This is a genomic window from Pelistega sp. MC2 (genome assembly GCF_900099475.1).
In the GTDB taxonomy this organism is placed as follows: Bacteria; Pseudomonadota; Gammaproteobacteria; order Burkholderiales; family Burkholderiaceae_B; genus Taylorella; species Taylorella indica.
Genome location: NZ_LT628274.1, coordinates 259,806 through 272,623, shown reverse-complemented (window position 1 = coordinate 272,623; position 12,818 = coordinate 259,806). Strand labels below are relative to the sequence as shown.

Here is a 12,818-nt window from a genome sequence, read left to right as displayed (position 1 = left end):
ATTCATCGAAAGAATGAATGAACGCCTTAATTTGTTAGGCTTAGATAATGATGCCCTCACTGCGCAAGTAGCAGAGTGGGGGCATAAGCCATTTCGAGCCAAACAGCTTGCTCGTTGGGTTCACCAGCGAGGAGCTAGTCGCTTTGACCAGATGACGGACTTAGCGAAAGATTTTCGTGCCCAGTTAGAAAGTTGCTGTGAAATTAGTACACCAGAGGTTATAACAAGAAAAATATCGTCTGATGGGACTCGTAAATGGCTATTTGATGTGGGCAATAATAATGCAGTAGAAACTGTATTTATTCCAGAAGATGATAGAGGGACACTTTGTATTTCTAGTCAGGCTGGTTGTGCTGTGGCTTGTCGATTTTGTTCGACAGGGCATCAAGGATTTAATCGTAATCTGACTACTGCAGAGATTATTGGGCAGCTATGGCATGCTCGCGCAGATATCATGGCGAGTCAAGGGGCGGCAAGATTAGGTACATCTTCTAATGCTCAAGCGACGGAAAATGATCGAATTATTAGTAATGTCGTCATGATGGGGATGGGAGAGCCTTTGCTGAACTATGATCAGGTTGTTCCTGCCCTAAAGCTCATGCTGGATGATAATGCCTATGGTTTATCAAGACGTAGAGTCACTGTGTCTACGTCTGGGGTGGTTCCTTTTATTGATCGTTTAGCTAAGGATTGCCCTGTGGCATTGGCGGTCTCTCTCCATGCGCCAAATGATGATCTTCGCAGTCAGCTAATCCCTCTTAATAAAAAATACCCATTAGCAGAATTGATTGCTGCTTGTAATCGTTATCTTGACTATGCTCCACGTGATTTCATTACGTTTGAGTATATTATGCTAGATAATATTAATGATACTGAAAAGCATGCTTTAGAATTGATTGAAATTACTAAACAGATTCGTTGTAAAATCAATCTTATTCCATTTAATCCATTCCCTGAGTCAGGTCTGGTGCGCTCTAGTAACGCACGTGTTAAGCAATTTGCACAGATATTGATGGATGCTGGTGTTGTGACAACGGTTCGCAAAACTAGAGGGGATGATATAGATGCTGCCTGTGGTCAATTGGCTGGTGAAGTCAAAGATCGTACAAAAATTAGTGAACGTATGCAATTGCGAAAAACTATCCCTATTAAAGAGGAGCGAATGTAATTATGGAAATGCCAGATTTGAACAAAGTATCAGCAAATGCACCTGATGTTGATACCGTTGGTGGCTACTTAAAAAATGCACGATTAGAGCGCCATCTTGAGCTTGCTCAGGTGAGTGATATGATTAAATATCATGCTAGCCAGCTACGTGCGGTAGAAGAGCAAAACTGGTCTGCTTTACCAAATGGTTTTGTATTGCGTAGCATCATCAAAAAATTTGCGGTAGCGGTTGGTGCAAATCCAGATATCGCTCTTGAAAAATTAGCGCAGGCAACTGGAAATGTTGCTCCACCAGCAAATAATAAATATCTCAAATCCAGTCATAATTTAAAAGTTAATGAGAAATTAAATGAGCATATTTCCAGTGGTAGTGGTGGCACTTGGCTATGGATTTTATTAATTCTAGCTATTCTTGTGGCTGTTGCGTACTTTGCCTTTACTCAGGGTATGTTCAATATTGATGATGTTGAATTTATCAAAAAATGGTTTAATCAATAATGTCTGACGTTAATACTCTCAATTCATCTCCTTTCCCTGTTGGACCAACTCCTCGTCGTCAAACGCGTGCTGCGGTTATTTCGTGGGGAAATAAGCATGTACAGGTGGGTGGGGGAGCCCCTGTTGTTGTGCAATCAATGACAAATACGGATACGGCTGATGCGATTGCTACCGCTATTCAGGTTAAAGAGTTAGCGTTGGCTGGTTCGGAATTGGTCCGTATTACTGTCAATACGCCAGAAGCGGCAGCAGAGGTTCCGAAAATTAGAGAACAGCTTGATAAAATGGGTATGGATGTTCCATTAGTGGGAGATTTTCACTATAACGGACATAAGTTATTAACTATGTATCCAGAATGTGCACAAGCATTGTCAAAATACAGAATTAATCCTGGCAATATGGGTGGTGGCAAAAAGCGTGATGATAATTTTGCTCAGATGATTGAAGTGGCTGCCAACTATAATAAAGCTGTACGTATTGGAGTAAACTGGGGAAGCTTAGATCAGGATCTCATGGCACGTATGATGGATGAAAACAATAAACGCCAAAAGCCATGGTCAGCACAAGCTGTTATGCGAGAAGCTTTAGTGATTTCAGCTATTAGCAATGCTAGACGAGCCGAAGAGCTAGGCTTAGCAAAAAATAAGATAGTGCTATCTTGTAAAGTCAGTCATGTACAAGATTTAATTTCCGTTTATCGTAATTTATCTGCTCAATGTGATTATCCACTTCATCTTGGTTTGACTGAAGCTGGAATGGGAAGTAAGGGTATAGTGGCCTCTACAGCGGCGTTATCCGTGTTGTTGCAAGAAGGGATTGGCGATACTATTCGTATTTCATTAACCCCAGAACCAGGGGGCGATCGTCGTAAAGAAGTGATTGTTGCCCAAGAAATTCTCCAAACAATGGGGTTAAGAGCATTTACTCCGATGGTAGTGGCTTGTCCAGGCTGTGGACGCACGAGTAGTACTTTTTTCCAAGAGCTTGCAGATAGTATCCAGACTTATCTTAGAGAGCAAATGCCTGTTTGGCGTCTTCAATACCCAGGTGTGGAGACCATGAATGTTGCTGTGATGGGCTGTGTGGTAAATGGTCCAGGAGAGAGTCGTCATGCGGATATTGGCATTAGTTTACCCGGGACTGGAGAGGTACCGTCAGCACCTGTCTTTATTGATGGTGAACGTACTGTTACCTTAAAAGGCGACTCTATTGCCCAAGAATTTCAACAAATTGTTTTAGATTATGTTCAACGTCGTTATGGTGCTAAAACAATTTCATCAACATGAAAATAAATAATTTAAATTTAAACTAATAATATGAGTAAAACGTTTGAAAAAGTCTCTGCGATTCGTGGAATGAATGATATTCTTCCTAATGAAAGTTGGCAATGGGAGAGACTCGAGCAGATACTAAAAATGTGGTTGGCTCAGTATGGTTATTTGAATATCCGTACGCCAATTCTAGAACAAACTCGTTTATTTGCCCGTGGTATTGGTGAAGTCACTGATATTGTCGAAAAAGAAATGTACACATTTAGAATGGGCGAGGACTCAGAGCAGTTAACCATGCGTCCTGAATTTACAGCAGGAATTGTACGTGCTGCCATTGAGCATCATATTACCTATGATAGACCTCAACGTTTGTTTTCTATGGGGCAAGTATTTCGCCATGAGCGTCCTCAAAAAGGGCGTTATCGCCAGTTCCATCAAGTTTCAATTGAAGCGTTAGGGTTTGAAGGTCCTGATATCGATGCGGAGCAAATTATCATGCTATCGCGTTTATGGAAACTTTTAGGTTTAAAAGATATCCATCTGGAGCTTAACTCTTTAGGTCAGATTGATGAGAGAAAAGCTCATCGAGAAGCACTGATTAAACATTTAGAGGCACATATTGATGTCTTAGATGAGGATGGTAAGCGCCGTATGTATACCAATCCTCTACGAGTGTTAGATACTAAAAATCCAGCCATGCAAGAAATGGCTAATCAAGCCCCTAAATTATTTGATTTTTTAGGTGAACAATCTAAAGCACATTTTCAAGAAATTTGTACACGCTTAGAAGAGGCTGGTATTAGCTATACTATTAACCCTCGCTTAGTTCGTGGCTTGGATTACTATAATCTCACCGTATTTGAGTGGGTAACTGGTAGTCTAGGTGCCCAAGCAACTGTTTGTGGTGGTGGTCGATATGACGGTCTGTGTGAGTTATTAGGTGGAAAATCCACTCCTGCGATTGGTTTTGCGATTGGTTTAGAGCGTCTATTGGCGTTGATGAAACAAAGTCAAGGATTTATAGCACCAAGTGAAACGGATATTTATATTATTCACCAAGGTGAACTAGCGAGCCGTAAAGCATTACAAATAGCTGAGTTATGCCGAGATCAAGGATGGCGAGTATTGGTGCATGCGGGAAGTGCGTCTTTTAAAGCGCAATTCAAGAGAGCTGATTCAAGTGGTGCTAAGTTTGCTTTGATTCTTGGCGAATCAGAAGTTAATGAGGCAACGATTAGTATCAAACCATTACGTTTGGATAATGATGGTATGATGGCAGAACAAGTCACTATTGCACAAGCTGAGCTTATTGAAGAATTACAAAAAAGGATTTAATTATTATGGCATTTGATTTAGAAGAACAGGAAAAGATTGACCAGGTAAGAGCGTGGTGGGATCGTTTTGGTGGTTTGGTTACTGGCTTATTAACCGCTATTCTTCTGGTACTTGTGGCGTATTATGCGTGGGGCTGGTATAAAAACTATCAAGCAGAGAAAGCATTAGGTTATTATGAAACAATCTATACAACCACAAAATCATCTAGACCAACAGATTCAGATAAAGTACGCATACAAGAAGCCTTATCTGTATTACAAAATGATTATACGAGTACAGCCTATCCTGCACGAGCGAGTCTTATTGCCGCTAATTATTTTGTGAGCAAAAATGATTTAGAGGCTGCTCAAAAAGCCATGCAATGGGTTGTTACTAACGGTAAAGAGCCTGAAATTGTTCCAGTTGCACAATTGCAATTATCTGCTATTTTAATGGATCAGGGTAAGTTGGATGAGGCATTATCCTATGTTTCTGGCTCTGTTCCTGAAAGTTTTAAAGCATTATTTTTAGATAGACAGGGCGATATTCAAATGGCAAAAGGCCAAAAAGAAGAAGCCGTGAAATCTTGGAAAACAGCATTAAATGAAAAAGGTTTAGAACCATCATTTTCAACATTTATGCAAAATAAAATAAAGGTATTAGGAGGGGAGTAAAATGTCGCTTTCAACACGTTATCTACGTAATTTTACCTTAGCTGTAGGTGCGGCTCTCACACTAAGTGCTTGCGGCTTATTTGGAAATGATAGTCGTTATGAACCTGTGGATTTGACAGAGTATCAAGCTACTATTACCCCTGTTATTCATTGGACAGCATCAATTGGTAAGGGCAGTGGTTATGGTTTTACCCCTGTTGTTGATGGCAATAATGTCTTTGCGGCTACACCAGATGGTAAAGTATCACGTCTTAATTTAGATACAGGCGCTATTATTTGGCAACGTGACTTGGATAAAGACCTTGCTAGTGGTGTTGGCGTAGGTGAAGGTGTTGTTGCTGTGACAACTAAAGACGGTCAGGTCGTTTTATTAGATGCAAATAATGGTAATCAGCGATGGGAAGTTCGTTCATCTACAGTCGCCACCACACCTCCAATGATAGCAAATGGTGCCGTAGTTGTACGTGCAGATGATTTTCGTGTACAAGGCTTAAATATTGCTGATGGTAGTCTATTGTGGAGTTACGTTAGAGCACAAGCAGAGCTTGCTCTGAAAGCCCATTCTAGGATGGTATCTGCAGGGGCATCTACAGTATTAGTGGCGTTACCGGTAGGGCGTGTTGTGGCATTGAATACACAAACAGGTAGACCGCTTTGGGAATTATTGGCTTCAACAGTTAAAGGACCTAGTGATTTAGATAGTGTGGCTGATGTTGTTGGTGCTCCTATTGTGAATGGTAATGATATCTGCTTAGCAAGTTACCAAGGTAATGTTTTATGCTATGGTGTAACAGCAAAAGGCGCTCAGGCTCGATGGTCTCAACCATTTTCAACGGCTACTGGTGTTGATGCGACACAGTCAAGTGTCTTAAGTGCTGGTGTAGACGGTACAGTAACGAGTTTTTCTCGCCAAGATGGTCAAGTGCTATGGTCAGATAAAACCCTACGTAATCGTGGATTAAGTAATCCTATAGCCTATGATAACCATGTCGTAGTGGCAGATTATGAAGGGTATGCACATTTTTATGATTTTAATTCAGGGGCACTTCAAGGACGTATTTCATTAGGAGATAGCGAGCCTGTCGTATCGCCATTAGTAGCCACACCTAAAGGTATTCTTGCTCAAACAGGTGATGGTGATTTAGTTTTATTTGGTGCTAAGTGAAGAAAACGCAATTTAAACCAGTAGTGGCGCTTGTTGGTCGCCCAAATGTAGGTAAATCCACGCTATTCAATCGTTTAACGCGTTCGCGTAATGCATTGGTTGCAGATTTCTCGGGATTGACACGAGATCGTCACTATGGGGAAGGTCGAGTTGGTTCTTATCCGTTTTTAGTGATTGATACGGGTGGTTTTGAGCCTGTAGTAAAAACAGGTATTCTCAAAGAAATGGCACGTCAAACAGAACAAGCTATTGCTGAGTCTGATATCGTAATTTTCTTGGTGGATGCTAGAGCAGGTGTTAATGCCCATGATCATGAAATTGCGGCATTGTTACGTAAGACCAATGCCAAGATTATCTTAGCTGTGAATAAAGCTGAGGGAATGAATCAAGTTCAAGCAACAGCTGATTTTCATGAGTTAGGATTGGGTGATCCTATTCCAATTTCTTCTGCTCATGGGGACGGCGTTGTGGCAATGATTGAAACAGCATTAGCTACATTGGTGAATCCTGTTGTAGAAGAGGAAGAAGCCGAGACAGAGGTTGACATTGATGAAAATGCCCTTGAGTCTGAATTAGCGGCTGCTGAAAAAAATGAGCCTGAAGAGGAAGAATCAGAGGCCTTTGAACATAGAATTAAATTGGCTATTGTAGGTCGTCCAAATGTAGGTAAATCGACGCTGATTAATACCTTATTAGGTGAACAAAGGGTTATTGCCTTCGATATGCCGGGTACCACACGTGATGCTATTGAAATTGATTTTGAACAAGGCGATAAAAAATACACCATTATTGATACAGCAGGTTTAAGAAAACGTGGTAAGGTATTTGAGTCAATTGAAAAATTCTCAGTGATTAAAACCTTACAAGCCATTGAAGCATGTAATGTGGTGGTCTTGGTATTGGATGCTCAAGCGGAAATCTCCGAACAGGATGCACATATTGCGGGTTTTATTTTAGAAAGTGGTCGAGCTTTGGTGGTTGCTATCAATAAGTGGGATGGCTTGGATGAAGATAAGCGAGATTGGGTAACACGTGAATTTGAGCGTAAAATGCGTTTCTTATCTTTTGCCAAAATGCATTATATTTCTGCCCTAAAGGGACATGGAGTTAAAGCGTTATTGAAGTCTGTTAATGAAGCACATGCCGCCGCTTTCCGCAAATTATCAACGCCTAAATTAACTCGTGAGTTAAGAGCAGCTGTAGAGCAACAGCCACCTCCACGTAAAGGGATTTTTAGACCTAAGATGCGTTATGCTCACCAAGGGGGGCAAAATCCACCGTTGGTGATTATCCATGGCAATGCCTTAGATGCGATTAGCGAGTCGTATAAGCGCTATTTGGAGTCTCGTTTCCGTCGTGTATTCAAACTAGAAGGTACACCGATGCGAATTGAATTTAAGTCGTCAACTAATCCCTATAAGGATGCATAAATGAATCAGTTTTGGAGTGATTTTGTTAAAGAGCTTAAGCCTTATGTACCGGGAGAGCAGCCTAAAGAGGGTGAGTTTGTTAAATTAAATAGTAATGAATCACCATATCCTCCATCGCCTAAAGCTGTGGCAGCGATGGATAAAGCGCTAGCAAAAGGGTTGGAGCTATATCCAGAAGCTGAAGCAACGCCTGTGAGAGAGACTGTAGCTAAATATTATGGCTTAACACCAGATCAAGTGTTTGTAGGAAATGGTTCAGATGAGTCTTTGGCGCATTTATTTAATGGACTATTTTGTCATAATGGAAAGAAAATTTTATTTCCTACTATCACGTATAGCTTTTATCCAGTATATGCAAAACTGTATAGCATTCCCTATACAGAAGTGCCACTCGCAGATGATTTTAGTATTGATATAACACCGTATTTAGCGGCTTCACCAGATGAGGTATGTGGGATTATTTTTGCTAATCCCAATGCACCAACTAGCATAGCGCTAAGCTTAGAAACTATCGAACGTCTATTAAAGGAGCAGCCTAATATATTGATTGTTGTGGACGAGGCGTATGTAGATTTTGGTACACAGACAGCGATTAGTTTAATTCAGCGTTATCCTAATCTAATGGTTATTCAAACATTATCTAAATCACGTTCATTGGCGGGTATTAGAGTAGGTTTTGCATTTGCTCAAGCAGAGTTGATTCAAGCACTGACTAGAGTGAAGAATAGTTTTAATTCATATCCTATTGATAGAGTGGCACAAGCAGGTGCAATAGCCGCTTTTGAGGATGAAGAATACTTTAACAAAACTCGCCATATGATTATGGCATCACGTGAGTATTTGATTAAAGAGGTTAGGGGGTTAGGGTTTAATGTATTGCCTTCGGCCGCTAACTTTATTTTTATGAGCCATCCTAAATTAGATGCTACTAAAATTGCGTCTGAGTTAAGAGAGCGTAAATTATTAGTACGCCATTTCAAACAAGTGCCTATTGATCAGTTTTTACGTGTAACAATTGGGACACAGGAAAATTGTGAAAATTTAGTAAAAGCCTTGTCTGAAATCGTTTCTAAGGGTATTATTTAACCTAAGCCAACATAAGATTGCGCTGCAACAAAAGGCTCGCAATCATATTTAACAATTTTTATAAATTATATTATGGAGCTTTCATCAATGAGCACTAAAGGACAATCATTACAAGATCCTTTCTTAAATGCTTTACGCAAGGAACATGTACCAGTTTCAATTTATTTAGTAAATGGTATCAAATTACAAGGTCAAGTTGAATCATTTGACCAGTATGTGGTGTTACTTCGCAATACTGTGACACAAATGGTTTATAAGCATGCTATTTCGACTGTAGTTCCTGCTCGAGCAGTCAATTTCCCAATCGAAACTCCAGAAGAAGAATAATTTACAGGCAGTTGTTTGCCTATATTTTTTTATGACTTATTAGTTAGATGCCTACCCGCTAATCAGTGGGCGGGCATTTTATTTACTTAAATTTTATGCGTGCTATTATCATCAGCGTTGATTTTGGAAATGTAGATTATCCAGCTCATGCACAAGAATTTGCCATGCTTGCCAAGGGAGCAGGGGCAGAGATTGTGGCAACTGTCGTGGCGAAAAGAGATCGTCCAGATGCTAAGTTTTTTATTGGTTCTGGCAAAGTTGATGAAATTGCTTTATTGATTCAAAGTACCAATCCCGATATTGTCCTATTTGATCAACCGCTAAGCCCCGCACAACAACGTAACTTAGAGCGAGTGTTTAATTTGCGTGTGGTAGATAGGGTGACATTGATTCTGGATATATTTGCATTGAGAGCAAAAAGTCACGAAGGTAAGCTACAGGTTGAGTTAGCACAGTTACAGCATTTAGTGACACGATTAACGCGGATGTGGACTCACTTGGAGCGTCAACGAGGTGGTATTGGCATGCGTGGTCCCGGTGAATCTCAATTAGAGATGGATAAACGTATGATTGGTGATAAAGTAAAATCACTCAAAGAACGTTTAGCTAAAGTGGAAAAACAGCGTGCTACGCAAAGACGATCACGCGAGCGTTCTAATACGTTATCTGTTTCATTGGTAGGGTATACGAATGCTGGTAAATCTACCTTATTTAATGCCTTAACTAGGGCTGGAGCCTATGCGGCAGATCAGTTGTTTGCAACCTTAGATACGACAACTAGACGAATTTGGCTTGAAAATGCTGGACAAGTCACCATCTCTGATACGGTAGGCTTTATTCGTGATTTACCCACCACCTTAATTGCTGCTTTTAAAGCTACCTTAGAGGAAACTGTGCATGCTGATTTGTTATTGCATGTGATTGATGCGGCTAGTCCTCAACGAGATGAGCAAATTATTGAGGTAAATAAAGTTTTACAAGAGATAGGGGCGCAAGACATTCCCACTATTCTCGTTTACAATAAAATTGATATGCTATCGTATGATCCCAAAGTTGAAAGAGACGAAGAGGGCAACATAGTACGCGTATTTGTCAGTGCACAAAAACGTGAAGGTTTAGACGGTTTGCGTCTTGCGATGGCAGAAGCAAAAACACAACTATTAGGAACTACTAACATTGAGACTGATGAACATTTTTAATCTTAATGATCCAGGTTGGGGGAAAGGCAATCCTCAACCCCCACAAAACCAGCAAGGCAATGAGCCTCCTCGTCGTCCACCACAAGACAATGATACGCCACCAGATTTGGATCAAGTGTTTAATGATTTGTCCAAACGGATTAAATCTGTATTTGGTAATGGTGGTAAAAAAGATGGGAATCAACCTCTTGGGCAACCACCGCGTCGTGAGCCACCACAAAAATTGTTTAAAGTGGGGGCAGTAGCGATTGCTGTTGTTGCTGTAGGTGCTTGGTTGGCTAGTGGATTTTTTATCGTTAGAGAAGGTCAAGTGGGCGTTGTTACTCAATTTGGTAAATATAACCGTACCGTGATGCCTGGCTTTAAATGGCATATTCCCTCACCTTTTGAGTCAGTGGATTTAGTTGATATTTCTCGTGTACGTTCTTTCTCTGTGGGATACCGTGATAGTGCTCGTAATAAGGTATTGCCAGAGGCATTAATGCTAACCGAAGATGAAAATATTGTGGATGTGCAGTTTGATGTCCAGTATCGTTTAAAAACGGGTATGCCAGATGCGAATGATAAACCGTCTGCGGCAGCCGATTATCTTTTCCAAACGGTTTCTCCAGATGAGTCCGTACGACAAGCAGCAGAAACGGCGATGAGAGAGATTGTGGGCAAACAATCTATGAATAAAATTCTTTATGAAAGTCGTACGCAGGCAGCGATTGATGTGCGTCAATTAATGCAAAATATTCTTGACCGTTATCGCACAGGGATTGAGGTTATCACTGTAGCGATTCAGAATGTTCAACCACCCGAGCAAGTTCAAGCAGCTTTTGAAGATGCTATTAAAGCAGGTCAAGATAATGAACGTCAGAAAAATGAAGGTTATGCTTACGCAAGTAAAGTGATACCGGAGGCAAGAGGTCAAGCTTCTCGTATTTTACAAGATGCTGAAGGTTATAAGGCGGCTATTATAGGTCGTGCCAAGGGTGCAGCAGAACGGTTTGCACAAGTAGAAAAAGAATACGCCAATGCACCGCAAGTAACGCGTGAAAGGATGTATTTATCGACATTAGAAGAAGTATATGCTAATGCGTCGAAAGTGATGATAGATACAAAATCAGGTAATAATATGCTTTATTTACCGATTGATAAAATTCTTGAGCAAAACACTAGCTTAAACGCTTCAAGCTACGGTAGTAGTGAAACATCATCTGCTTCTCGTGCTTCCAATGAGAGTATTACAACATCTAATCGTGCTAAATCAGCTTCTACAACAGAAGCAAGTAGTACGGAGGTATCTAGAGACCGTAATGCATTAAATCGTTCCCGTTCAGCACAGTAAGAGGTATTATCATGAATCGTTCAACGTTAACGTTTGTTGTATTGGCCATCGTGGCATGGTTAGCTTCTTCAATGCTGTTCATTGTGGGGGAGCGTGATTATGCGTTGGTATTTAAATTGGGTGAATGGCAACGTACTGTAACTGAGCCAGGTCTAAATTTCAAATTACCGTCACCACTTGAAAATGTTGTATATTTAGATAAACGCATACAAACGATTGAGTCAGGTGATACAGAGCGTATCCAAACGTCTGAGAAGAAAAACCTAATTATTGATTCGTATATCAAATGGCGTATTCAAGATCCAAGACAATTTTATATTTCATTTGGATCTGATGCTAAAGCAGCACAGAATCGTTTAAATGCTCAAATTCGTGATGCACTTAATGCCTCTGTAAATACCCGCACAGTACGTGCTGTGATTTCGCAAGAACGTGATGTCGTTATGGCGGAGATTTTACAAAATGTTGAGGCACGTGCTAAACCTTTAGGTATTCGTGTAGTTGATGTGCGTTTAAAACGTATTGAATTCTCACAGGAAGTATCAGATTCAGTGTACACACGTATGCAAGCAGAGCGTAAGCAAGAAGCGAATAGCTTACGTGCTAATGGTGCGGCAGAGAGTGAAACTATTCGAGCGGATGCGGATAGACAAGTTCAGGAAGTGTTGGCAGAAGCTAATGCTAAAGCACAAGCTATACGTGGTTTAGGTGATGCACAAGCCTCTAAAATTTATGCTGATGCTTATAGCAAAGATCCTGATTTTTATAGTTTTTATAAGAGTTTGGATGCCTATAAAAATATCTTCTCATCAAAACAAGATTTGTTAGTAGTAGATCCTAGTTCAACGTTCTTTAAATTCTTAAAGCAAACGAATTAGAAAGACACGTCAAAAACTAGCTTTTAATTGAGCAAAAACAATCCCCTAAATGAATTTTCTTTTAGGGGATTTTTTAGGAAAACTAAAAAATCCAATTTTTTTTAAAAAATATTGTCAGGATTGTTGTTGCCTATCGACTTAAGAGGTAGCTAGAGATTTTTTACGAAAAACTCTACATTTATATTTTTTTAAAAGGAAATTTTTATGAAATTAAAATCTATTGCTTTATTAGCCTCAGCGTTTATTGGTTCAACAGGTGTTGCAGCAGCTAACCAAGCTCAACAAGGATGTGGTGCTTCTACAGGTACAAAAGCAGAAGCAAAAAAAGATCACTCTTGCGGCGCAAGTTCTAAAAAAGAGACTAATGCAATGCCTGAGAAAAAAGATCAATCTTGCGGTGCTGGTTCTTGCGCAAAAAAAGAGAAAAAATCTTAATGATTATCTAGTCTTAACAAAAGAGGGCTTAACGGTGAAAT

The 12,818-nt window shown here is 40.2% G+C and carries 13 protein-coding genes; all 13 read left to right on the top strand.

The features are described 5' to 3' along the window. Nucleotides 1-13: 13 nt before the first annotated feature. The 13 genes from rlmN to BQ4443_RS03000 all read left to right on the top strand — a co-directional run bounded on the left by rlmN (nucleotide 14) and on the right by BQ4443_RS03000 (nucleotide 12,777). A complete protein-coding gene (gene rlmN, locus BQ4443_RS03060) occupies nucleotides 14-1,168 on the top strand; it encodes a dual-specificity RNA methyltransferase RlmN (protein ID WP_023950815.1) in 1,155 nt (384 codons plus the stop codon). A gap of 2 nt (nucleotides 1,169-1,170) precedes the next feature. After that, complete coding sequence (locus BQ4443_RS03055) at nucleotides 1,171-1,665, top strand: helix-turn-helix domain-containing protein (RefSeq protein WP_023950814.1); 495 nt, start codon at nucleotides 1,171-1,173, stop codon at nucleotides 1,663-1,665. Next, nucleotides 1,665-2,951 carry a flavodoxin-dependent (E)-4-hydroxy-3-methylbut-2-enyl-diphosphate synthase gene (gene ispG, locus BQ4443_RS03050; protein WP_023950812.1) on the top strand — a complete coding sequence of 429 codons (1,287 nt, stop codon included), beginning with the start codon at nucleotides 1,665-1,667 and terminating at the stop codon, nucleotides 2,949-2,951. Before BQ4443_RS03055 ends, ispG begins: the two co-directional genes overlap by 1 nt. 30 nt (nucleotides 2,952-2,981) lie before the next feature. After that, complete coding sequence (gene hisS, locus BQ4443_RS03045) at nucleotides 2,982-4,271, top strand: histidine--tRNA ligase (RefSeq protein WP_071058001.1); 1,290 nt, start codon at nucleotides 2,982-2,984, stop codon at nucleotides 4,269-4,271. Between the two features lie 5 nt (nucleotides 4,272-4,276). Beyond that, complete coding sequence (locus BQ4443_RS03040; RefSeq protein ID WP_071058000.1) at nucleotides 4,277-4,924, top strand: YfgM family protein; 648 nt, start codon at nucleotides 4,277-4,279, stop codon at nucleotides 4,922-4,924. A 1-nt stretch (nucleotide 4,925) separates the two neighbouring features. Continuing rightward, the gene (gene bamB / locus BQ4443_RS03035; protein ID WP_023950806.1) at nucleotides 4,926-6,089 is read left to right on the top strand and encodes an outer membrane protein assembly factor BamB; all 1,164 of its coding nucleotides are present in this window, start codon (nucleotides 4,926-4,928) and stop codon (nucleotides 6,087-6,089) included. Further along, the gene (gene der / locus BQ4443_RS03030; RefSeq protein ID WP_023950804.1) at nucleotides 6,086-7,519 is read left to right on the top strand and encodes a ribosome biogenesis GTPase Der; all 1,434 of its coding nucleotides are present in this window, start codon (nucleotides 6,086-6,088) and stop codon (nucleotides 7,517-7,519) included. The genes bamB and der overlap by 4 nt, the downstream gene beginning before the upstream one ends. Next, complete coding sequence (gene hisC, locus BQ4443_RS03025; protein ID WP_071057999.1) at nucleotides 7,520-8,605, top strand: histidinol-phosphate transaminase; 1,086 nt, start codon at nucleotides 7,520-7,522, stop codon at nucleotides 8,603-8,605. 87 nt (nucleotides 8,606-8,692) lie between these two features. Beyond that, on the top strand, nucleotides 8,693-8,932 hold the full coding sequence (gene hfq / locus BQ4443_RS03020) for an RNA chaperone Hfq (protein WP_023950800.1): 240 nt from the start codon (nucleotides 8,693-8,695) through the stop codon (nucleotides 8,930-8,932). Between the two features lie 95 nt (nucleotides 8,933-9,027). Beyond that, entirely contained in the window at nucleotides 9,028-10,131 is a 1,104-nt protein-coding gene (gene hflX / locus BQ4443_RS03015) for a GTPase HflX (RefSeq protein ID WP_023950798.1), read from the top strand. Beyond that, nucleotides 10,118-11,464, top strand: coding sequence for an FtsH protease activity modulator HflK (gene hflK, locus BQ4443_RS03010; RefSeq protein WP_023950796.1), 1,347 nt, complete (start codon nucleotides 10,118-10,120; stop codon nucleotides 11,462-11,464). The genes hflX and hflK overlap by 14 nt, the downstream gene beginning before the upstream one ends. Nucleotides 11,465-11,475: 11 nt before the next feature. Further along, the gene (gene hflC, locus BQ4443_RS03005; RefSeq protein WP_023950793.1) at nucleotides 11,476-12,342 is read left to right on the top strand and encodes a protease modulator HflC; all 867 of its coding nucleotides are present in this window, start codon (nucleotides 11,476-11,478) and stop codon (nucleotides 12,340-12,342) included. Between the two features lie 204 nt (nucleotides 12,343-12,546). After that, nucleotides 12,547-12,777, top strand: coding sequence for a hypothetical protein (locus tag BQ4443_RS03000; protein WP_071057998.1), 231 nt, complete (start codon nucleotides 12,547-12,549; stop codon nucleotides 12,775-12,777). The last annotated feature ends 41 nt before the right edge of the window (nucleotides 12,778-12,818 follow it).